Source organism: Brevibacillus migulae (assembly GCF_004521915.1).
Taxonomy (GTDB): domain Bacteria; phylum Bacillota; class Bacilli; order Brevibacillales; family Brevibacillaceae; genus Brevibacillus_F; species Brevibacillus_F migulae.
The window spans coordinates 242,855-265,064 of the sequence record NZ_SDKD01000005.1; the positions used below are offsets into that span (position 1 = coordinate 242,855).

The window sequence follows — 22,210 nt, forward strand, 5'->3', positions numbered from 1 at the left end:
TGTATAGCACCTACTTTCCGTGATCCGTACGATTTTTTTATTGAGCCGCAATCGGGAATATGGCGCCCAAAATCATCGCCCCGATAATGGCTCCCCCCGCAACGGGCTTTTTGTAGTGGTAAAAGATCCCTCCTCCAATCGTGGCCCCAATCCCGACTGGTATGGAGGCCATGATGGCGGAAATGATGATGAGCGGACCGAGATAGCGCCCAGCCGCATTGCCCGCCCCCATCATGATGTCTGCTCCAAACGTTGACTGCGAAGAATTAATCGTGAACTTGCGAATGAGAATGATCACGGCTCCGATGGCATATCCCAGCACGGCACCCGTCAGCAGGGCAAGCGGAAATGACGTCAGCGGCGCGGTTATACCAGCGCCCAGCATCAGCGCAGGTACGCCTATCCCGATCCCGGTCTGCAGTGATCCCCCGATGTCCAAAATCCCGACAAGCGGGCCTTCCAAGACCCGGGCAAACAGAAAGCTGGCACCAAACGCCGCCGCTGCTCCATAGCTCCCCCCTTTGATCCCCGCCTCTAGCATGGCGACAATCGCAATATCATTAAATGCGCCGATATGATAGACATAGTATAGATGCGTACCGGCAAAAATCCCCGAGGCAAGCGTGGCGACAAAGATCGGGAATGCCCATTCGGAAAACCAAAAGCCTCTAGTTTGTTGCAGTGGAAGTGTACTCATCCTTATTTCACCGCCGATCCGAACATTTTATGGAGATCAATCAACCATTGAGGTACCTCGACATTGATGCTGTGCAGGAAAGCCGCATCAAATCCACGGAAAAATCCACTGAGCACAAACAACAGCACCACAGCTGTGACCAAGGTTTTCGTAATGCGGTCCCAGCCGCTGTCGTCCACCCCTTTCCCAATCAATATCCCTAACACGATGCCTGGTACCGCATTGCCCATCACCAGGTGCGATAACCCGCCCAATACGGTTCCCCATACCCCGGTTCTGCGGCCCGCATCCATCGCCGCCATCCAGAACACGATCGGCATGATCGGGTTGATCAGCCAGTTGGCCGCGGGAACCAGCACTTTTGTCGCAACCATTTGCATCGAGACGGGAATCGCCGCTGCGGTTGAATTCAGAATCGTCACCACGACCGCACCGATGATCGCTCCTGCTATGGCCATCCGCTTTGGATTGTGCAGCGTTTCCTCTACGTTTTTGTTTTTCCAGAGCAAAGCGGCAGCCGCCCAGTTTGGCAAAATCCGATGGTCGACATCCTGTGTTAAGGCACCAGCGCCTACCACCGAAGCCCAAGAGTTAAAGAGGAAGCCTAGTCCAAAAGAAAAGTGTGAAATCGGGTCACCCGCGCAAGCGTTCAGCTCCCCAAAAGTGCGAAAAGCCCCCATGCCCTGAACATTCGGTGCATGAAACATGCGGGCAGCGCCTGCGCCAACACCGAATCCCACCAAAGCGCCAATAATCAATGATTTAAAGATAATGAGCAAAGTCACCACATAAATCCCCCCTTTTTCTATTCAATTGGTTAAGGTACTATCTCTGAGCCAGCATCTGCTTCCCTTGAACCGCATGAGCATGATTTTCTTGTTGAAACTCTATCTTTGAGACCTCTATGATCCCAAGACGAACACTGATTTTCGCTGTAATCTCGTAGGTCGTTCTTTGCCTTGGGAACAGAAAGCCTAGGAATTTCTCGGTATGAATCGCCTCTTTTGCCGAAAGGACCTCGACCTCTTGCGGCTCAATGCGTACGATCACTTCCGATACTTGCTTGGAGATTGCCGTCTTGATCTGTCCAAAAATTTTATTGAAGGCGCCTTCTTTTGTTTCAGCGGCTCCGCTTAGCGTCAGCGTAACGACCTGCTCTTTGTACATGCGCTTCACCTGCCTAATTGGATATAAGTTTCCGTCATTCTTCTTCCCAATTCCTCCGTATCCATGAATCCAAAGCCGATGACGCGATGCCCTTTTCGCAAAGCCGTAATCCCTGCTTCGACTGAGCGAAGGCCATATTCAATCGAATATCCATATTTCGTTTTGGCTGTTAACGCCCCGGCACCACCGCTTCCGCAAAAAGACAGCCCGAAATCTGCGTTTTCCGCTTGCATCACATCGCCAACCTTCATGTCCGCTCCTACTCCAGGGATGACGATCGCGATGCCTCCGGCTGCTTCCACGCCCAGAGCGACATTCTGACCTTTCCCCAGCCGGTCGCCAATGACCACCTTCACCTTTTTAACCATGTACATGACCTCCCTGTTCCCATTCTTCTTGCAGTTTTCTAGCCGTTTCAAAATGGACGGCCATGAGGAAAATTTCCGTATCATCCGGCTTCGCTGACAGCCCGCTTAGTCCGTAGGCTTCTAAGATCCGGGAGCTTAGGGCAAGCATATCAGGCGGGATCTCCGCAAAGAGGGAGCTGTCCATGGCAGGAAGCTTCTCCCCGCTGGTTACCCTCCGCATGAAGGCTAGCAAATGAACGCCCATCAGCAGCATCCGCTCAGATGAAATCATCAGGCCGATGCCCGATGCTTCCTGTTTCACCAGTGTGAGGAGTGATTTTAATTCAGAAATTTCAGATATATCGATATGTGATTGTTTCGCTATCTCTTGAATCGTTTCATTAATCATAGACACTTCAATACCTTTCCTGCTTTTATCGTGTACTGAGGCAGCAGTGTATAGTCCGATGCGATTTGCATATTTTCGGAATCCGTTAATGCCGCAGGAGATTGCTCGAGCTTCAGTACGGTTACATCGGCGATCGTCCCCTGCTTGAGGGTTCCGATTTCATCCGCGAGCCCCAATACACTGGCAGGGGCAATCGTCGCGGCTTCGATGACTTTCTCTAACGGGAGGCCCACTGCGAGACATTTGTTCATTGTGGTAACCTGGCTATATACAGGTCCCTCGATATTTTGCCGGTAAATGTCCGAACTAATGGAAAAAGGCAATATTCCTTCCTTCATCGCCTGGCGCAAGATTTCGAAGCTAAAGCTTGATGTTCCGTGCCCGACATCCAATAAAACCCCTCTGTTCAATGCAGATGTTACTGCCGGAATCGGCCTGCCTTCCTCATCGAGAATGCCGCCCTTTTTTCCATGAAACGCGTGCGTGACCACATCTCCCTCTTTAAGCAGATCCAGGATTACGGGGAGTGCCGGGGGTGCGTTCCCGATGTGGACCATCAATGGCAGATTGACTTCATCGGAAAGTTTTCTTGCCATTTTTAGCGGTTCGATGCCGCTGTTTTTTACGACGGATGCACTCATTCGGACCTTGATCCCCCTGATCTCCGGAAAATGCTTGATCAACTCGGCGGATTCGACAGGAGCTAATCTGCTAAGATCGGAAAGTTCCGAAAGACCCCTGCACAATCCGTCACCGGAAATGTTGAGAAATGCCAAAACCTGTGTGATGGCTGGCTTAACCGACTTGGCGAGAAAAGCTTCAAATGTAAAAGCACCTGCACTTCCCGCATCAACGACAGTCGTCACCCCTTGCTCGACCCCTACACGATCAGCGAAGATTCCCAATGCTGTGTCTTCTTCAAAGACGTGGGTGTGCAAATCGATCAGTCCGGGCGTTACGATACAGCCGCTCACATCCAACACCTGTTCCGCCGGAAAATCCACTGGCAAATTCCCTTGTTGAACAACAGCGGCAATCTTTCCCTTTGTAATCGCAAGATCATACATGCCGAAGAGTCCCATCGAAGGATCAATGACCCGTCCATTCTTTACGAGTATATCCGCTTTCATGATCAGTTCGGCCACTCCTTTCGTATGCAAAGTAACGCAAGATCGCATCGATTTCACTTGGCGGCAGCGTCAACTCAGCCTCCTCCAGCACAGACAGCAATCTTTGCCGTACAGGATTTATCTCCAGCGCGGAATGTCTCATTTCGTTAACCATATCTGTGTATGCTGAGCCGAAAGTCAACCGGTTCACCATCAGCATGATGTGCAATTGGAGCCCAGCTGCCCTTTGTTCTGTTAGCAAATCTTTACAGGAATGGATGATCTTTTGGCTTAGCTCAAACCCTTTGAAAATAATTTCTTGTGACATTCTCTCCATGATCGGCAGGTCTTGTTGATGAATCTCCGCGCCTAGCGTACAAGGAAGCGGGCTTTTCTTCTGCGTGTGCCTTGCAAACAGCATGGGCTTTTTCATCCGGATGGTTGCAAGCACTTGATGAATCGTAGCAATATCATTCCTCGTTGGCAGCGGATGCACGATGATCACGGGTATCTCCACTTGCAACGGGAGAACACTGATAATCACGTCCACTTTCCTCGATGCTATGTATTTCTCCACTTCCAGCGCGGAACAAAGGCCGACCACCTGCAAGGCTTTCACTTCATTTTCCAAATGCGTTTTTAAAAATCTAGCGGTCCCTCTCCCTGTACCACAGACCACAAGTGCGTTGATTTTACGTATTTCCTTCAAACGGTCATAGGCTGCTTGAAAATGGAGAACGAGAAAAGCGATATCCGAGTCCAAGAGCTGTATGCCGTATGGTTTTAAGACAGATTCGCACGCACCTTTGACATGGCGGAACATCTCCGGATAGGCTCGCATAATCTCATCGGTTAATGGATTCGGCTGCAAGATCCCGCTTTTGTATGTGGCGATGCGGTCGGAAAGGTGTGAATGCAAATGGGCAAACAATTCTGGCTCCTCGTAAAAAGGCATGCCCGCAAGCGCACTGATTGTTTCCACCAATTGCGTGGTGATTTGATACATTTCTTGCTGCTGTGTGGCAGACAACACATCTTCATCTGAGGAGGAAAGCACTCCCATAACCGGCAAGCAGATGAAAGCGATCTCCTCGTCGGGCAGCTCGAAGTCACATTTTATCGTCAACCGTCGAAGTATGTTTTTCAATAATGCGAACCCCGTCCAGCTTTTCGCTTTTTCGATATCGCTTGTCTCAGGAAGCGGCGGTTGCTTGGAATGCATCCTGTGAAAAGAAATACATAGCCGAATGATGCCGCTGATCACCGCCCGATCTGATATGCACAGGTCCAATCGCATTTTCACTTGATCTACGAATTGTTCCATCACCTGCTGAATCATCTGCAGATCCCGTCCAGAAAGCTGAAAAAGCTGCTGGATCTTACTTGGCAGATGAGCATCGTTTTTAACTAGCATGCGATGGACCATATGCTGCATATCCGCATTGTCCAGCAGGCCTTGTACGACATACTCCATGGCAAGACGCTTTTTCCACTCGGAGCCCTCCAGCAACAAGCCAAAACGGGTTTTGCTATGCAACGTCAGCTGGCAGCTGGCGACATGCCTTTCTACTTCTTTTAAGTCCGAAATGATGGTATTGCGGCTCACACTAAACTTTTCCGCCAGGTCATTGATCCGGATATATCGAGAGGCAAGCAGCAATTCCCAAACGATGTATTTCACTCTTTCTCTCTGGTTCAAGAAAATATCTTCCGCTTTATGCTGATTTAATACTTCGCGCAAACGTCTGCGCTTTTCTGCTCCCTCATCGATCCATATCCCTTTGTTGCGCTGGGAAAGCAACGGTACCTCATGCTCCCTCAGCCATATACGGAGCCCTTCTAGATCGTATTTGATTGTCCGCTCACTGACTTTGAAATGATGAGCCAAATCCTTGATCACCATTGGCTGCTTCGAATCAATAATGACTTTGAGAAGCTCCCGGGAACGTGAGGAAAGCAGCATGTTTACACCTCTTTCGTTTTGTTCGGTGGCGATTTCTGTCGGATGGTTACTATTCATTATAGAGCAGTCAATTTTTTTGAAAAGAACGAATACTTTCACTATGAATTCGTGCAATGATTGCGCAAAAAAACCCTTCCTTTGCGCTTAAAGGAAAACGAAAGGAGGGTCTGCTTACAAGTTTTTGGTTTAATCCGTCAATGCAGCCTTCAGGTCGAGCTCATTGTAACCATTCGCCCAGACAATGCGGGGGTCCACCTTGCGCACCAGCCGATGTGCAACGGGCTGAAACCCTTGCTTGGGCCAGTACCGTGACGATAATAGATGAGTAGCTCGCCAGTCTGTCTCGCAATAGCGGTAGCCCTGCCCGATGGCAAACTGCAGCCCGGCTGCGAGAAGCGTTGTGGAAACTCCACGTCCTCTTGCCTCTTCGATTGTACTTCCGACGGTGAGTCGAATGGTCCTCGCAGGCAGCAGGAGGCTCGGCTGTTCTTCACGCAATTCCCGGTACGCTTGCATACCGACCGGGGTATCACCGAGAAACGCAATCCACGTGTGAAACGAGGAATCATCAAGGATTTCAGCATACCCGTCGCGTAATTCCGGAAGATCCTCGGGCAAGGCAACGCCCCACACCGGCCGGCCCGCATGAGCAAGTGCGATCAGAGTAGAAAAGGATCGGAGGATTTCACGGTCTTCTGGTTGTGCCCTACGAATCGATAGCTTGGGATTTTGTCGATACACGTCAGGCTTAATATGCTCAAGATCCATCAAGGCATGGGTTTGTTCATAGCTAAATCCTGCCTGCAGCCAAGGATCGAAATGAGTATGTCCATTCCCAGGCAGCAGCGCATAGTGGTCAAAGATTCCATTCTTTACCCAGATTTCGCCCACCACGGCATATAAGTCGCGAAACAATTCAGGATCGGCTTCTGTGTCAAGCACCGCTCCCGCCGGATGAATCCATGCGTGTCGGCCGCGAATTGAGTTAATCGCCACATTGCCGATTAGAAACCCAATCATTTTTTGCTTGTGAAAGGCGGCTGCTCCCATTGATCCTGCGCTTTTCCATACGGTTTCCAATACCAGAGCAGCCTTGGCTGGCTCCTCATACGCAATGGGCAACAAGGGTGCGGACTTACGATTTTTTTGATGCTGTTTCGCCAGGAGAATACTGGCTTCATCAAGCATGTTTGCTGCAAAGGGGACAATTTCAACGCCAGCGATGCTTTTCATACACGCACTCCTCTACCAAGTCATCATCATTTTCTAACGAATAAGCTCTTTGCGAAACTCCGATGGCGTTTTCCCTACCATGCGCTTAAAGGAATGGCTGAAATACGAGGTGTCGTTGTATTGCAGGCGTTCGGCGATTTCCGAGATTCGCAAGGACGTGCAGGACAGCAGCTTTTTGGCCTCCTCCATTCGGAGCTTGAGAACAAAATCAATAAAATTCGTTTTGGTTTGCTGTTTAAACAAGTGGCTAAGGTAGCTAGGATTCAGATGAACAGCCGAGGCCGTTTCTTGCAGGGTCACTTCTCCCGGCATTTTGCTTTTAATATACGAAATGACTTGTTCGATCGTGGAACGTTCATTTCCATTGATAGTTCCTTCAAAAGGGGGGGCGGCATATTCCTTTTCTTCTGCTCGCATTTTCCGTGATTCGAGCGCATGATTGATTTTTTGCAGGCATTTTGCCATATCCTCAACCAATACCGGTTTCAGCAAATAATCCCTTACGCCCATTCGCAGCGCCCTCTGGGCATAATGGAATTCGTCATGGCCGCTTACGATAATGATTTCCGTCTCTACATGCTCCTCTTGTATCGATTGTACAAGCTGCAATCCGTCCATCACAGGCATCCGTACATCTGTTATCATCACGTCGACTCGCTGTGACTTCAGCCAATCCATCGCTTCCAGTCCGTGTGCGGCTTCATGAATGACGTGAAAAGGAAGCTCTGTTCGTTCCACGATTTTTTTCAGAGAAGCTCTTACCCACCTTTCATCATCGACAATCAGTAACGAATACATCGCTTCACCCCTTCTCCTCTGCTGCCATTATTCTAACGGGAGTCGAATGAATACCTTTGTGCCTTTCGTTTGCTCACTATCCAGCCATAGTCCAAAGCCCTGGCCAAATAAGTATTCGATGCGTCTATGCACGTTCACTACACCTATGCGCGAGCCTCCCATGGAGATGTCGCGGTATTGCAGATCATGAAGGATCGAATAAAGCTTCTGCGCTTCCATACCCGGACCATTATCGGATATTTCAATGATATACTTGCTTTCTGATTCTTTATAGGCCCGGATCCGTATCGAGGTCTGACCAAAGCTGGGATCAACCCCATGATGAATACAATTTTCGATAATCGGCTGCAGTGAGAACTTGGGGATTTTATTTTGGAGTGTCCACTGGGGCATATCGATCTCATAATCTAACCGTTCTTCAAACCGGTATTTTTGGATTTGCAGGTAAAGCCGGCATACCTCCAACTCTTCCTGCACAGTAATGGTCGGTGATGATTCCTTAAGGTTATAGCGCAGCAAACGCGATAAGGATGCGCCGATCTCCGCGATGTCGTCCATATCGGCCTCCAGGGCCATGCCCCGAATGGTCTCCAGCGCATTATAGAGAAAATGAGGATTGATCTGTGACTGGAGGATCCGCAGCTCCATTTCTTTTTGCCGCAGATTTGCTTCCGTTTCTTTCAATTTGGAATCGTAAATCTCATCCAGCAATTGTGTGAGACGATCCACCATGTTGTTAAAACCTTGAGAGAGAACACCGATCTCGTCCTTGGATTCAACGATGACTTTATCGGAGAAATCCCCTTGCTCCACTTTCTTGATAAATTGCTGAAGCCGTTTGATCGGGCGAATGATGCTGGAAGCAAAGGTAAAGCCGATCGGATAAGCGATACATAAGGCAATGAGCGCCACCCATAAAATGTATTGGCGAATATTTTGGCTGCCCTGGGTAATCTCTTGGTAAGGGATCAAGGTCAGCATCGTCCAGCCCAGATCGTTCGAACGGCTAAACGTGAGCAGCTCCTTGGTTTTTTCACCTACCAACAGGGACCCGCTTGAATCGATCAACAGCGATGGAAGCGCATGGAAGGGAGCACGCTCCCCGATTCGGTTGAGGTGTGGGTGGAATACATAGTGGCCTTTCGCATCGAGAATGCTCATATAACCGGTGCGTCCGACTGTCACCATATCCGCAATTTCTCTGATTTTCTTAAAATTGACGTCGATGATGATCATCCCCACCGGCTCGAACGTTCTGGGACTGATGAGCCTCCTCGCGATGGAGATCACGGGTTCCTTCCGATCCGGCAGCTGGATGTGGCGACTGATCAGCATGGATTGGCCATTCAAGGGAACATCCTGGTACCAGTACTCCTCGGTAAGGTTGGCTGCGGAGCTGTACGACTTGACTCCCATGGTGTCAATAATTTGCAGGTTGTCGAGAATGACTGTGATCCCGGCGATGTCACGACGAGAATAGGCAGCATCGTACAGGATTTGCTGAATGGATTTGCGGATCCCGCTCTCTTCGATTTCCTCCACCGTTTGCATCTGCATGAATCGCTGCATATCACGATGATTGACGATCTTCAGTGCGGAAATCTCAAAATCAAGCACATAGTACTCCAGGTGGGTTTTCACCTGTTCAATGATCTGCCAGCTGGAGCGTTTGGCTTCCTCCTCCAGTACCTTGGATGATTGCTCATAGGATACATACGCGACGATGAGCATCGGGATCACGATCAGCAAGCCAGAATGAACCAGCATTTTGATGGCAAGAGAAGAGTCTCTTAATAACAAATAATGGAGCAATACCGAGATGCCCTTCACCCATTTTTGCAATCTCCACACCCACTTGTATAGAATCGTTGGTCGGGTAACGTCGAAGAAGAGGCTCACTTACGAGCCTCTTCATTATGGATTTACTTTCTGGCCTTATCGATCGCGTCCAAGGTGGCCCCAAATTCGGGACGATATTTTTCAATGACAGGCTTCACCGCTTCTTTCCAAGGAGCCAGATCCGTCACTTGGGTGATCACGGAACCTGCCGCTTTGACTTTCTCCTCGGATTCTTTCTCATACTTGTTCCATTCATCGATTTGGTAGGCGACCGATTCCAATGCTGCTTCTTTCAGGATTTTCTGATCTTCCGGAGACAGCTTTTCCCAGGTAGCGGTGCTGACCAACAGCACTTCCGGCACGCGTTGGTGCTGATCGACCAGAAAATATTTCGCCACCTCGTAATGCTTGGAAGAATAGTAGCTAGGGTAATTATTCTCCGCTCCATCGATAACGCCTGTCTGGATCGCGCTAAATACATCTCCGTATGGCATAGGCGTCGCGCTAGCTCCTAATGCTTCCATCAGATCCACATTCACCTGATTTTGGATCACACGAATCTTTTTCCCTTTGAGATCCTCGATTTTTGTTACCGGGTCCTTCGTATAGAAGCTTCTGGAACCGGGATCAAAATAAGTGAGCCCTTTCATTTTAGACGATTCTAAACTTTCAAGCAACTTTTCGCCGGCTTCGCCCTTCAGGAAGTTCCACATATGCTCCTGACTGTCAAAAATGTACGGCAAACTGAATACACCGTAGTCTTTATTAAAGCCTGCCAAAGACCCGGAGCTTACCCGTGTGAATTCGATTGCTCCCAACTGAACCTGTTCGATGACCGCCTTTTCCTCTCCCAGTTGAGCGGACGGGAACACGTCGATCTTGATTCTGCCCCCTGATTTTTCATTCACGAGCTCCGCAAATTTTTTATCTCCCAACGTGGTTGGATAGTCAGGCGGATGCGTTTCTGCCAATCGGAAGGAGTAGGTTTGTTTCTCAGCCTTTGCGGGTGCTCCCTCCGTGCCAGGTTGCTGACTTGTCGCTTGATTGCTGCCACATGCCGACAAAATCCCCGCGATCAAAAAGGTGGAAAGAACAACGGAAGCCATTTTCGAAAATGATTTCATTCTTTGAACTCCCCTCATCATTCATATGATTTCTTTTGACAAGTATAAATGAAAGCGCTTTCCATTTTGATTGAATATATTTATGTTTTTTTGTGATTTATTTGGTTATTTCACAGCCATCATCTGGGGCAACCAGAGCGAGATTTCCGGCACATAGGTGATCAGGAACAGGACGGCAATCATGGCCAGCAAAAACGGCATCAACGCGCGACTCGCTTTGCCGACGGATACCTTCCCGATCGCACAACCGACGAAGAGCACCGTTCCGACCGGCGGTGTCAATAAGCCGATTCCCAGGTTTAAAATCATCACGATGCCAAAGTGTACCGGGTCCATGCCCAACGAGGTCACCACCGGATACAGGATCGGTGTCATGATCAAAATCAGCGGAGCCATATCCATCGGAGCACCAAGAATCAAAAGCAGGATGTTGATCATGAACAAGATCGTGTAAGGATTATCCGTAAAGCCCAAGAACAAATCCGTTACCATCGCAGGAATCTTCAGATAAGCCAATACCCAGCCAAACGCATCGGAAGCAGCGATGAGAAAAAGCACCATGCAGATCGTCCGAAACGTTTTCTTCAAGATCACGACCGAATGAGAAAGCGGCACATCCTTGTACACAAAGAACGTCAGAATGAAAGCGTACAGGCAAGCAATCGCCCCTGCTTCGGTAGCGGTAAACCATCCGCTGAATATCCCGCCCAGGATAATCACGCCGGTCATCATCGATAGGAAGCCTTCTTTGACAATGCGCGGAATTTCTTTCACCGGGATCGGATCTCCCTTTGGGTAATTCCGTTTTCGCGCGATGAGATAGGCGGTAATCATTAATACGACGAGCAGGACCAGACACGGAATGACTCCAGCCATGAACAGGGCCGATACAGATACTCCCCCTGCTGCCAGTGAATAGAGAATCATATTATGGCTGGGCGGCATGACGACACCTTGAATCGCGGCAGCTGACGTCAGCCCGACCGTGAATTCCGGATCGTATCCTCTCTTTTTCATTGCCGGAATGAGAACCGAACCGACGGAGGATGCGTCCGCAGCAGCAGAACCGGAAATGTTTCCGAAAAACATGCAAGCTACGCAGGTGACAAGCCCCAATCCGCCGCGAACCGCTCCAACGAAAAGCTGAGCCAGGTTAATCAGTCGAGTCGCCAGTCCCCCCTCGCTCATGATCTGCCCTGCCAGGATGAAAAAGGGAATGGCTAACAGGCTGTAGGAATCCAGTCCTTTGATCATGCGTTGGCCGACGACCACCCACGGGATGTCCAGGTAGATGACCGTCAATAGCGTAGATCCCGCAATCGTAATCGCAATCGGAAAACGAAGCAGCATCATGAGGACGAAGCTGGATACTAAGAGAATGGTAGCGATCGTGGTAACGGTCATCTCGGCAGCTCCTCCTCCAAACCTTTGTGACGTCTTGTATCGATCCCAAGTAGGGTGAGGACGCTGTAGACGCAGATCATGATCCCGGTAATCGGCATGACAATGTAGTAAAGACTATTTGTCCACCCCGTAGCGGGCAAGCGATTCGCGTATTGGTCCACCGTAAAATTCCACCCGTTGATCACCAGATAAGCGCCAAACAGAAAGATGCAAAGCGCGATGAATTTATCCCAATAATGATTGAATGTCTTGCCGAAAAGGTTGGTGATCGAATCCATGGCGATATGAAGTTGCTCGCGAAACCCGATGGCTATCCCCATAAAGGAAAACCATACCATCAACAGCAGCGTAATTTCTTCCGACCAGAAAAAAACGTGATTGAACAGCTTCCGGGTAAACACCTGCACGATGACGATCAGCGTCATGACTGCAAGCGCGGTTAAAGCAAAATTTTCAAAGAAAGAATCAATGCGTAACGCCCATTTTTTTAACCTTTCCACAAGTCCTCCCCCTTCTCTTATACCCCTGAGTACGCCAAAAAGCCGCCATCCACAGGGAGAGTGATCCCAGTGATAAAGCCTGACATATGTTCATCCGCCAGCCACAATACCGAGCCCAGCAGATCATCAGGCGTGCCAAATCTTCTCATCGGCGTATGGGTAATGATTTTGTGGGATCGTTCTGTCAAGCTTCCATCCTCGTTTGTCAGCAGACGGCGATTTTGCTCGGTCAGAAAAAATCCCGGCGCAATGGCATTTGCGCGTATCCCCGATTCTGCCATGTGGACGGCCAGCCATTGGGTGAAATTATTGATCGCTGCTTTGGCGGCACTATACGCAGGCACTTTCGTCATGGGGGAAGGAGCACTCATTGAAGAAATGTTGATGATTATCGCACCTTTCCGATTGTGCATGTGCAAGGAAAATACCTGGGTAGGAAGCAGGGTGCCAAGCAGATTCAAGTCAAAGACGTAGCGAAATCCTTCTTCCGTTAAATCATAAAAGGTAGTCAGTTCCTTGTTGGCGAGATCCTCCAGCGAAAACGTTTCTTTCGTGGTGATGCCCGCTGGATGATTGCCGCCAGCGCCGTTGATTAAAATATCGCAACCGCCAAATTGTTCGGACACGATTTGCGCTGCACGTTTTACGTCTGCCATGTCTAGCACATTGCAAGCAATCGCGAGGGCCGTGCCGCCTGCCTGTCTGATATCCTCCGCTACAAGCTCTCCTTTTTCGGCTGTGCGATTGAGGATCGCGACCTTCACTCCTTGTCGGCCTAGCTCTTTTGCCATGGCGCTGCACAATACGCCGCCGCCTCCTGTGATGACCGCGACTTTCCCCTGCAAATTCGGATTAATGGGAAGCATGCTTTTCACCCGCCTTTGCTCTTTCCAGTGAATCCCAGATTCCCCACAGGTACATGATGCCGAGCGCTCGATCATAAAGTCCGTAGCCAGGTCGGCACTCTTCATCAAAAATGTGTCTGCCGTGATCCGGTCTGACGTAACCGGCAAACCCGTTCTCATGATAAGCCTTGACGATCGCGTAAATGTCAACCGTGCCGTCTTGTGTGCGATGGGAGGTCTCAATAAAATCGCCATTCTCATAGACGCGGACATTACGGATGTGGGCAAACGGAATCCGGTCCGCAAATTCGCGGATCATCGCCGGGATGTCATTGGCGGGATTCGCCCCCAGCGATCCGCTACACAGCGTGACACCGTTATGAGGGCTATCGACAAGCCGGAGCAAGCGTCGTATGTTTTCCTGGTTTGTGATGATTCTCGGCAGACCAAAGATCGACCAAGGGGGATCATCCGGATGTATCGCCATCTTAATGCCATGCTTTTCGGCAACAGGAATGACCCGTTCCAAGAAATATTGTAGATTGTTCCATAAATCTTCTTCTGTCACGTTCTGATAGGCTTCAAACAGTCCGGTTAAATGCTTCAGCCTTTCCGGCTCCCATCCCGGCATCACATATTGTGGATTTCCTGAGATTTTTTCGACCAACTCCATCGGATCCATGTTCTCTACCTTTGCCTTTTCGAAAAACAAAGCGGTCGAGCCGTCTTCCAATGCATGATAGAGATCCGTACGCGTCCAGTCGAACACAGGCATGAAGTTGTAGCAAATCACCTTGACCCCTACCTGGCTCAGCTTTTCGATGGTCCGCTTATAGTTCTCGATATATAGCTCTCTGGTAGGAAGTCCGAGCTTAATATCCTCGTGAACATTGACACTTTCTACCACGTCGATGTGAAACCCGTATCGATCCGCTTGTTCCCTTACCTCCAATATCTTCTTCATCGGCCACTCTTTTCCGGCGGGAACATCATGAAGCGCCCAGACAATTCCCTCCACACCGGGAATTTGTTTGATATGACGAAGCGGAATCTTGTCATTTTTTTCACCATACCAGCGGAAGACCATTTTCACACCTGCAGCTCCCCTTTCCATCAATCCGTTTGAAAGCCAAAATATTCTTTGGCGTTGTGGTAACAAATGTTCTGCACAATCGTCCCAAGCAGCTCACGATCATCGGGGAATTCTCCATTCTCGACCCATTCGCCAATCACGTTGCATAAAATTCTCCGGAAGTATTCATGTCTCGTGTAGGACAAAAAGCTTCTGGAGTCGGTCAGCATGCCCACAAAGCGGCTCAATAGACCACAGTCAGCCAATACCTTGATTTGCTGGATCATTCCTTCTTTGGTGTCGTTAAACCACCATGCGGAGCCAAATTGCATTTTTCCTGCGATTCCGCCTCCTTGAAACGACCCCATGAGCGTGGCAAGGATGTGGTTGTCCCGAGGGTGTAACGAATAGAGGATGGTTTTCGGCAAGCTATTGTTTGTGTCAAGCGAATCCAACAGCCGGCACAGCGGTTGCGCAATCAGACTGTCATTGATCGAGTCGTAGCCGGTATCCGGTCCGAGCAGGTGAAACATCCTCGTGTTATTATTTCTAGCTGCATTGATATGAAATTGCATCGCCCATCCCAACTCGTGATACAGTTTCCCCAAATAAAGCAGCGTGAAGGTTTTGTATGTTACCTCTTCCTCTTTGCTGACCGGGGATCCCTGCAGCGCTTTTGCAAAGATAGCCGCCGCTTCCTCTTTTGTGGCTTCGCGAAAAGGCACTTCATCCAGCGCATGGTCGGAGATGCGGCCGCCGACGGAATGAAAAAAACGTACACGTGATTCCAGAGCGCTCAGGAACTGGTCGTAATTTTCGATCGTTTGTCCGCTTGCCTCTTGCAACTTTTCCACCCAATCCAGGAAGGTCTCCCGATTGATTTCAAGCGCTTTGTCGGGGCGAAAGGACGGAAGGACCGTCACAGCAAATTCGGATTGCTCTTTCAGCCTGCGATGATAAACCAACGAATCTACCGGATCATCGGTGGTAACGATTACTTTTACATTCGATTTCTCAATCAAATCTCTGGCACCATAGCCTGCTTGTTGAAGCTTGGCATTCGCCTTCTCCCAGATCATCGCCGCATTCTGTTCATTCAGCAGCTCCTCAATGCCAAAGTAGCGCTGCAGCTCCAGATGCGACCAGTGATACAGCGGATTGCCTATGGTCATGGGAATCGTTCTTGCATACGCGAGGAACTTTTCATAGTCGTCAGCATCGCCTGTGATCAACCGTTCCTCGACACCATTGGCCCGCATCACCCGCCATTTGTAGTGATCCCCCTTTAACCAGATTTCGGTCAGGTTTTGATAGCGCTTATTTTCATAGATTTCCTGTGGACTTAGATGACAGTGGTAGTCGATGATCGGCATCTCCTTGGCCACATCATGGTATAGTTCCACTGCCGTATCGTTTCCGAGCAAGAAATGATCATCGAGAAATTTCTTCATGCAACGCCTCTCCTTCCACCAATTGTTTGACCGCATTTCTCATTCCGCGTTGGGCAATGAGGGTGACATAGCGATGAACCTTTTCGGCAAGCCCCGGAATTTCGAACAGATTTTGCCCCCATAGGGATTCCTGACGCAAAATAGTCTCGATCACATCTTGCAGCTGCTTCTCTTCCCCTTGGTACGCGGACCACGCTTCCGCTAAGAAGGAAATCGTTTCAGCTTGTTCCCGCACGGTGTAATTCTGACCATCGCGTGTGCATGCCAGGGTATTTTCTCCTGATTTGCTCCCTTGGTACAAGATGAGGAGAGCAGCCAGAGAGAAAGGAATGATCGTTGGCAGTCTCTGTTCCTTCTCCACCGTTTCCAGCAAAGTCGGCAGCAGTCTCGTCTTGAATTTGGCAAACGAGTTCAATGCGATGTCTAACAGATAGTGCTTGGTAAAAGGATTGCGGAAACGTTCAATCACCGATTCCCGGTAAGACCAGCTTACGTCCGTGTTCCCGTCAACCATGGGCAATATCTCCTCATCGATCCCCTTCTCGACCCATCTGCGCAGCAAATCGTCCTGCATCGTTTCGAACACTGTATCTTTCCCGCACAGAAAGGCTACCGGCACCATCAACGTGTGGGCACCGTTTAACATTCTCACCTTCATGTCCCGGAATGGTTTGACCTTGGCCCAATGCACGTTCAATCCCGCTTCATGGAAGGGAATGGCTCTCGCCGTCTCCTCATCCGCTTCAATAACAAATAAATGATAGGGCTCTCCTACGGTAAGCAATTGATCCACATACCCAAGCTGTTCGTTGTATACATCCGCTTCGTCCTTTGGATAACCGGTCACGATGCGATCGACGAGGGTATTGCAGAAACGATTGGAGCGCTCCACCCACTGCGTGAAGCTGACCGGAAGACCCCAGTCATCCGCGATCCGCAAAACGATCTCTTTGAGCAGATCGCCATTGTTTTCCACCAGTTCGCAGGGAAATATCTTCAATCCCGTTTCCTTGCCATCTCCCAGCACCTTGAAGCGATGATAGAGAAAAGCGGTCAGCTTCCCTGGAAATGACAAGGGGGATTTGTCCGCGACATTGGGCTCTTTCCAGTAGGTGATCCCCGCTTCTGTCGTGTTGGAGAAAACAAATTTGATATCCGGACTTTCAGCTAATTGCAGCACTTCTGACCACTGCTCATATGGATTGATTCCTCTGCTGATCGAGGAAACAAGCTCGATTTGTTCCACATTTCTCCCATTCTCGATTCCTCTCAGGATACAGGTGTACAAGCCATCCTGAGCCTGGAGCTTGGGGACCACTTTTCCATGAGGAGTGGGTTGGATCGCTGCGATTCTTCCCTGAAAAAGTCCCTTTTTGTTGAGCTGATGTACCATCCAATCAACAAAACCGCGCAAAAAATTCCCTTCGCCAAACTGGACGATTTTTTCAGGAAGATTCCCGGCAAGCTTTCTCTCGGAATCAGATAGAAATGATTGCTGTAAGCCTCGCAAGGTGATGGATGCCCCTCTCTCCACAGATTTTCAAAGGATGACTCCATCTTTGAAAATGGCGATTTCTTTAAATCCATAGATCTCGTTTTTCGTGCGTTGTTCGCCGGAAGCGACCTTCACAATGTAGTCAAACAGCTCTCGTGTCAGCTCGCTCATCTCTTTTCCTTCCAGCAGCTGGCCGGCATTGAAATCGATCCACCGTTCCTTTTTCTCGGCCAACGCCGAATTGGTGGATATTTTCACGGTGGGCACCGGTCCGCCAAAAGGAGTGCCTCTGCCTGTCGTAAACAATACGAGATGAGCGCCTGCCGCTGCCAAATTGGTGACCGAGATCAGATCGTTTCCGGGTCCTTGGACAAGATTCAGCCCGGGCTTTGATACACGTCCGCCATACGGCAATACATCAACGACCTGTGCAAATCCGCTTTTTTGCACGCAGCCCAGCGATTTTTCTTCCAACGTGGTGATCCCCCCCGCTTTGTTGCCGGGCGACGGATTTTCATAGACAACTTGATCATGCTTGATGAAGTATTCCTTGCAATCGTTGATTAGATTAACCAGCTTCGCAAAGACCTCTTCGTCAGCTGAACGTTCCATCAGAATGGTCTCAGCACCAAACATTTCCGGGACTTCCGTCATAATCGCCGTCGCTCCCTGTGAGATGCAAAGATCAGAAAAGGCACCGACTAATGGGTTGGCAGTAATCCCGGAAAATCCGTCCGAGCCGCCGCATTTAAGGCCGATCCGTAGCTTGGAAAACGGAACGGGCTCCCTTTCGCAGTTGGCGGCATAGGCTGCCAGTTCACCCAATAACGCCAAGCCGGCTTCCAGCTCGTCTTCAACCTCTTGGCTCACGAGGAACTTCACTCGCCGATCGTCATAGTTACCCAGAACCTGTTTAAACAGCTCTACGTAATTGTTTTCACAGCCAAGACCCAGTACAAGGACGCCGCCTGCATTCGGATGGTGCACAAGATTGCTTAGAATCGTCTGCGTATGTTTGAGGTCATCTCCCAGCTGCGAACAGCCATATGGATGCGCAAAGTGTTGAAATCCATCGATATTCTCCGTGGCAAGCAGCTGATTTGCGGTTTTGGCCAGCAGCTCTGCTGTTTTGTTAATGCAGCCAACCGTATTGATAATCCAGATTTCATTGCGGATTCCAACCTCACCGTTGCTGCGCCGGTAGCCTTGGAAGCTGTAGAGAGTGCGTCCCGCAGAAGCCGGTCGTGCCTTTCCCGCCTGGTATTGGTATGATTCCGTACCTTCCAGGTTGGTCTGGACGTTATGGGTATGGACCCACTCGCCGGCCAAAATGTCCTGCTTGGCGTGACCAATCGGATAGCCATATTTGATAACGTTTTCATTTTGTTTCATATCGATCACGGCGAGTTTATGTCCCTGAGGAATGTCCTGTTTGACGATGAGCGTTCTGCCATTGACCGTAATCGCTTCCCCCGTCGTTAGTGGCGCTAAGGCTACCATGACCGAGTCTTCCTTGTGGATTGCATGAATCTTTTTCATCGCATCCCCTCACGTTGTGTGATTTTTCAGCCAATTGATTCCATCTGCATCCATTGTAAAGAATGTTTTGCAGCAACAACATTGAATATCTTTGTGTAAATAATCAAATTTTTTATATCTGGCGACTCATTTCGCTGTTACGTTGTACATCAATTGCTTCGTTTCCGCTTTTGGCACCCAGATCGAGCTTCGTGCATAGGTATATAGTCGGAATTTTCCAAATTATATTGTCTACAGGATTTTCCTGTGTTTACATTTTAGTAGAAGAAAGTGTTGGTCATGAGGGAGGGGTCGTTGGGAATGAACAAATATTTTGCAAAACATGCCATGATGTTACGGATCATCGTCACATGCTTGCTGCTTTTTCAGGTGGTTGCTGCCACACCCGCCTTTGCAGAAGAAACAACAGAGGAAACCTTGCTTTCCCTCCATGTGGACAAGCTGTTGGCCGATCTGGAAAAGGATCCGAACGGCAAAGGATTGCTTGCTGGCATCCAGATTTACAATCTATCTTCCAATGAGCAGCTGTATGCGCACAATGAGCATACCCGGTTCGTGCCTGCTTCCAACATGAAACTATTCACCATCGCTACTGCTTTGGATCGACTCGGCCCAGACTACCGGTATAAGACGGAAATCTATGTAGACGGTCCCATTTCCGAGGATGGCTCTTTGCAAGGAAATCTCATCTTGAAGGGATATGGCGACCCGTCTTTCACTTCGGAAGATTTAGAGGAGCTCGCAGAGGAGTTGATGGATAGAGGGATTCGTCACATTCAAGGGAGCATCCTGGTGGACGAAAGCTATTTTGATGAGATGAGACTTGCACCCGGCTGGATGTGGGACGATGAGCCTTATGATTACAGCGCTCAAATCAGTGCATTGGGCTTGGATCGGAATATCGTTACCATTGAAATCAAGCCGGACAATCGAGTGGGTGAAGCACCAAACATCCAATTGATTCCCGAAAATTCTTATCTGTCTGTCAGCAACTCGGCCACGACCGTCAGCGGAACTTCTAACAATACGCAGGTGAATCGCCCGCGTGCCAAAAACCTCATCACGGTGAAAGGAACCATTGGCGAAAACGCGAAAACGGTGAAGGAAACGATCACGATGGAAGACCCTGCCCTTTACGTAGGTAATGTCTTTTCCCATTATTTGGCGGAAAATGGCATCACCATCAATGACCCGCTGCAAATTCAAAAAACAACTGTCGATTCTGATGATCCTTTCCTTACCCACCATTCGGAGCCCCTCCGTGAATTGATTACCTATGCGAATAAGGAAAGCGATAACTTTTACCTGGAAATGTTGTGCAAAACCTTGGGGGCGGTTGAAGGTCGCCAGGGAAGCTTTGAGGAAGGCGCAAAAGTGATTGCCGAATATCTGGAAGATGCAGGTATCGAAGGTTATCAGCAGGTCGATGGCTCTGGATTGTCTCGTCACGACCTGATCTCAGCTGCAGACATGGTAGCACTCCTCCGCTATGTTGAGTCTCAGGAATATTGGGACGAATTCGTGGATTCCCTGCCGATCGCCGGTGTCGATGGCACACTGGCGAATCGGATGAAAAATACACCTGCAGCGAATAATCTAAAGGCCAAAACAGGCTCTATGTCCGGAGTCAATGCGCTTTCAGGAACCGTCACCGCTGAAAATGGCGATACCCTCCTCTTCTCGATCTTGACCAATGGCGTATACAAATCGGCTTCTGCACGGAAACTGCAGGATGACATCGGGGTCCTGCTGGCAAAATATCCCAACCTCTCTGAACTGAACCTGGAAGAGCCAGCAGAAGAAGAGCCTGATCCGTTATCCGAAGTGCTGGACCCGATCTGGGAAGAGATTGAGGAGAAAGGCATGTTCGCTGGTATCGCGGTACGTGCGATCAACCCGGATGGCGAGGATACCGTCCTTTATGAACGAAATGGCGACAAGCTGCTGACTCCGGCCTCCAATATGAAGCTGTTTACGATGGCCACGGCTTTACGAGAGCTGGGAAATGATTATCGCTTTAAGACAGAGATCTACTTATCCGCTCCAATCAGACGGGGTGTCGTAGACGGAGATGTGATCATAAAAGGGTATGGTGATCCAACGCTTCATACGGATGACCGTTCCAGTGTCATGGATGGCCCTGAGATGGAAGAATTGGTGAAGATCCTGGAGAAAAAAGGAGTCGAGCAGATCAATGGCAACATCATCGTAGACGACAGTTATTTTGACGACAATCGACTCCCGCTTGGCTGGACATGGGATAACGAGAGCTACGGCTACAGTGCCCAGGTCAGCGCGCTCTCGCTCAATCGCGGCTCTTTGCGCCTCTATTATTCTCCTGGCAATAAAGCCGGGGATCCGGTGGAATTGGAGCTAGTCCCTCAGACAGATTACGTTCAGATCATCAACGAAGCGCAAACGGTAGATCGCGACGACCGCAATACGCTATCCATCGAACGCCAACGCGGGAAAAATGTGATCATCGTAAAGGGCAACCTCCCGCGTGGAACGGATAAAGACTATGAACGCTTGTCCGTTGAAGAACCAGCGTTGTACACCGGTACTGTATTGAAGGAAACCCTGCTGAAAAAAGGCGTGAAGCTTGCCGAGACGAGTACGGTCATACAAGGCCAAGTCCCTCATGACAGCGACAAGATTGGGACCGTCTATTCCCAGAAGCTGTCGGAGATCGTGGAATACGGCCTGAAAAACAGCGACAATCACTTTACGGAGATGCTGCTGAAAACGCTCGGTGCCGTGAAGGGAGACGAAGGCAGCTCGGAAGCAGGTGTCTCTGTCGTCCAAAAAACGATGAAAGATCTGGATGTCAATACCGACTTCGACATGGTGGATGGTTCAGGGTTAACTCGGTATAACATCGTCTCCGTCAACCACGTGACTTCATTGTTATCGGCATTATCCAAACAACCCAGAAAATTTGAGCTCTTTTATGACGCCCTGCCGATCGCAGGGAAAGATGGCACGTTAAAAGATCGGATGAAAAAGACCGAGGCCGAGGATAATGTACACGCCAAAACAGGCAGTCTCGCAGAAGTGAGCAGCCTGTCCGGCTATGTGACCACCAAAGATGGACAGGAATTGTGCTTCTCCATCCTGATGAATAACTACCCAGGTAAAGCAAAAGACATGACTGACCTACAAGATCAAATCGCGATTGCTCTGGCTGAATTGGAGCTGGACGAATTGACTGAATAACA

At 49.5% G+C, this 22,210-nt stretch carries 19 protein-coding genes; 1 reads left to right on the forward strand and 18 read right to left on the reverse strand.

Translation table 11 applies throughout. The annotated features are described in order from the left end of the window. Window positions 1-37 precede the first annotated feature (37 nt). The 18 genes from EIZ37_RS08050 to EIZ37_RS08135 all read right to left on the reverse strand — a co-directional run bounded on the left by EIZ37_RS08050 (window position 38) and on the right by EIZ37_RS08135 (window position 18,992). Entirely contained in the window at window positions 38-697 is a 660-nt protein-coding gene (locus tag EIZ37_RS08050; RefSeq protein ID WP_134684060.1) for a DUF4310 family protein, read from the reverse strand. 2 nt (window positions 698-699) lie between these two features. After that, the gene (locus EIZ37_RS08055; protein ID WP_134684061.1) at window positions 700-1,485 is read right to left on the reverse strand and encodes a DUF4311 domain-containing protein; all 786 of its coding nucleotides are present in this window, start codon (window positions 1,483-1,485) and stop codon (window positions 700-702) included. Between the two features lie 37 nt (window positions 1,486-1,522). After that, entirely contained in the window at window positions 1,523-1,864 is a 342-nt protein-coding gene (locus tag EIZ37_RS08060) for a DUF4312 family protein (RefSeq protein ID WP_134684062.1), read from the reverse strand. A 5-nt stretch (window positions 1,865-1,869) separates the two neighbouring features. Then, window positions 1,870-2,232 (reverse strand): SFCGS family glycine-rich protein, encoded by a 363-nt coding sequence (locus EIZ37_RS08065; RefSeq protein ID WP_134684063.1) that lies wholly within the window; start codon window positions 2,230-2,232, stop codon window positions 1,870-1,872. After that, the gene (locus EIZ37_RS08070) at window positions 2,225-2,626 is read right to left on the reverse strand and encodes a hypothetical protein (RefSeq protein ID WP_134684064.1); all 402 of its coding nucleotides are present in this window, start codon (window positions 2,624-2,626) and stop codon (window positions 2,225-2,227) included. The genes EIZ37_RS08065 and EIZ37_RS08070 overlap by 8 nt, the downstream gene beginning before the upstream one ends. Further along, window positions 2,617-3,750, reverse strand: coding sequence for an amidohydrolase/deacetylase family metallohydrolase (locus EIZ37_RS08075; protein ID WP_134684065.1), 1,134 nt, complete (start codon window positions 3,748-3,750; stop codon window positions 2,617-2,619). Before EIZ37_RS08075 ends, EIZ37_RS08070 begins: the two co-directional genes overlap by 10 nt. After that, window positions 3,710-5,692 carry a BglG family transcription antiterminator gene (locus EIZ37_RS08080; RefSeq protein ID WP_167568723.1) on the reverse strand — a complete coding sequence of 661 codons (1,983 nt, stop codon included), beginning with the start codon at window positions 5,690-5,692 and terminating at the stop codon, window positions 3,710-3,712. Before EIZ37_RS08080 ends, EIZ37_RS08075 begins: the two co-directional genes overlap by 41 nt. 186 nt (window positions 5,693-5,878) lie before the next feature. Continuing rightward, entirely contained in the window at window positions 5,879-6,925 is a 1,047-nt protein-coding gene (locus EIZ37_RS08085; protein WP_134684067.1) for a GNAT family N-acetyltransferase, read from the reverse strand. Window positions 6,926-6,958: 33 nt separating this feature from the next. Further along, on the reverse strand, window positions 6,959-7,723 hold the full coding sequence (locus EIZ37_RS08090; protein ID WP_134684068.1) for a response regulator transcription factor: 765 nt from the start codon (window positions 7,721-7,723) through the stop codon (window positions 6,959-6,961). Window positions 7,724-7,750: 27 nt separating this feature from the next. Continuing rightward, complete coding sequence (locus EIZ37_RS08095; RefSeq protein ID WP_134684069.1) at window positions 7,751-9,622, reverse strand: sensor histidine kinase; 1,872 nt, start codon at window positions 9,620-9,622, stop codon at window positions 7,751-7,753. A 23-nt stretch (window positions 9,623-9,645) separates the two neighbouring features. Beyond that, window positions 9,646-10,686, reverse strand: a complete 1,041-nt coding sequence (locus EIZ37_RS08100; RefSeq protein ID WP_134684070.1) for a TRAP transporter substrate-binding protein — start codon at window positions 10,684-10,686, stop codon at window positions 9,646-9,648. Between the two features lie 105 nt (window positions 10,687-10,791). After that, complete coding sequence (locus tag EIZ37_RS08105) at window positions 10,792-12,090, reverse strand: TRAP transporter large permease (RefSeq protein ID WP_134684071.1); 1,299 nt, start codon at window positions 12,088-12,090, stop codon at window positions 10,792-10,794. Then, window positions 12,087-12,590, reverse strand: coding sequence for a TRAP transporter small permease (locus EIZ37_RS08110; RefSeq protein WP_134684072.1), 504 nt, complete (start codon window positions 12,588-12,590; stop codon window positions 12,087-12,089). Before EIZ37_RS08110 ends, EIZ37_RS08105 begins: the two co-directional genes overlap by 4 nt. Before the next feature lie 17 nt (window positions 12,591-12,607). Next, a complete protein-coding gene (locus EIZ37_RS08115) occupies window positions 12,608-13,456 on the reverse strand; it encodes an SDR family oxidoreductase (RefSeq protein ID WP_134684073.1) in 849 nt (282 codons plus the stop codon). After that, window positions 13,443-14,528: a mannonate dehydratase gene (gene uxuA / locus EIZ37_RS08120; protein WP_134684074.1), complete on the reverse strand. Its 1,086-nt coding sequence runs from the start codon at window positions 14,526-14,528 to the stop codon at window positions 13,443-13,445. The genes EIZ37_RS08115 and uxuA overlap by 14 nt, the downstream gene beginning before the upstream one ends. A gap of 20 nt (window positions 14,529-14,548) precedes the next feature. Next, entirely contained in the window at window positions 14,549-15,958 is a 1,410-nt protein-coding gene (uxaC, locus tag EIZ37_RS08125; RefSeq protein ID WP_134684075.1) for a glucuronate isomerase, read from the reverse strand. Then, on the reverse strand, window positions 15,939-17,468 hold the full coding sequence (locus EIZ37_RS08130) for a tagaturonate reductase (protein WP_134684076.1): 1,530 nt from the start codon (window positions 17,466-17,468) through the stop codon (window positions 15,939-15,941). Before EIZ37_RS08130 ends, uxaC begins: the two co-directional genes overlap by 20 nt. A gap of 30 nt (window positions 17,469-17,498) precedes the next feature. Next, complete coding sequence (locus EIZ37_RS08135; protein WP_134684077.1) at window positions 17,499-18,992, reverse strand: UxaA family hydrolase; 1,494 nt, start codon at window positions 18,990-18,992, stop codon at window positions 17,499-17,501. Between the two features lie 300 nt (window positions 18,993-19,292). Between EIZ37_RS08135 and dacB the strand changes: the two genes are divergently transcribed. Continuing rightward, window positions 19,293-22,208, forward strand: a complete 2,916-nt coding sequence (gene dacB, locus EIZ37_RS08140) for a D-alanyl-D-alanine carboxypeptidase/D-alanyl-D-alanine endopeptidase (RefSeq protein ID WP_134684078.1) — start codon at window positions 19,293-19,295, stop codon at window positions 22,206-22,208. Window positions 22,209-22,210 lie beyond the last annotated feature (2 nt).

Bases quoted from the DNA above. Each gene is read 5' to 3' on its own strand.
- EIZ37_RS08100 (WP_134684070.1), bottom strand. From the start codon at position 10,686: ATGAAATCATTTTCGAAAATGGCTTCCGTTGTTCTTTCCACCTTTTTG.
- EIZ37_RS08105 (WP_134684071.1), bottom strand. From the start codon at position 12,090: ATGACCGTTACCACGATCGCTACCATTCTCTTAGTATCCAGCTTCGTC.
- EIZ37_RS08115 (WP_134684073.1), bottom strand. From the start codon at position 13,456: ATGCTTCCCATTAATCCGAATTTGCAGGGGAAAGTCGCGGTCATCACA.
- EIZ37_RS08050 (WP_134684060.1), bottom strand. From the start codon at position 697: ATGAGTACACTTCCACTGCAACAAACTAGAGGCTTTTGGTTTTCCGAA.
- EIZ37_RS08080 (WP_167568723.1), bottom strand. From the start codon at position 5,692: ATGCTGCTTTCCTCACGTTCCCGGGAGCTTCTCAAAGTCATTATTGAT.
- EIZ37_RS08065 (WP_134684063.1), bottom strand. From the start codon at position 2,232: ATGGTTAAAAAGGTGAAGGTGGTCATTGGCGACCGGCTGGGGAAAGGT.
- EIZ37_RS08090 (WP_134684068.1), bottom strand. From the start codon at position 7,723: ATGTATTCGTTACTGATTGTCGATGATGAAAGGTGGGTAAGAGCTTCT.
- EIZ37_RS08085 (WP_134684067.1), bottom strand. From the start codon at position 6,925: ATGAAAAGCATCGCTGGCGTTGAAATTGTCCCCTTTGCAGCAAACATG.
- uxaC (WP_134684075.1), bottom strand. From the start codon at position 15,958: ATGAAGAAATTTCTCGATGATCATTTCTTGCTCGGAAACGATACGGCA.
- EIZ37_RS08075 (WP_134684065.1), bottom strand. From the start codon at position 3,750: ATGAAAGCGGATATACTCGTAAAGAATGGACGGGTCATTGATCCTTCG.
- dacB (WP_134684078.1), top strand. From the start codon at position 19,293: ATGAACAAATATTTTGCAAAACATGCCATGATGTTACGGATCATCGTC.
- EIZ37_RS08135 (WP_134684077.1), bottom strand. From the start codon at position 18,992: ATGAAAAAGATTCATGCAATCCACAAGGAAGACTCGGTCATGGTAGCC.
- EIZ37_RS08060 (WP_134684062.1), bottom strand. From the start codon at position 1,864: ATGTACAAAGAGCAGGTCGTTACGCTGACGCTAAGCGGAGCCGCTGAA.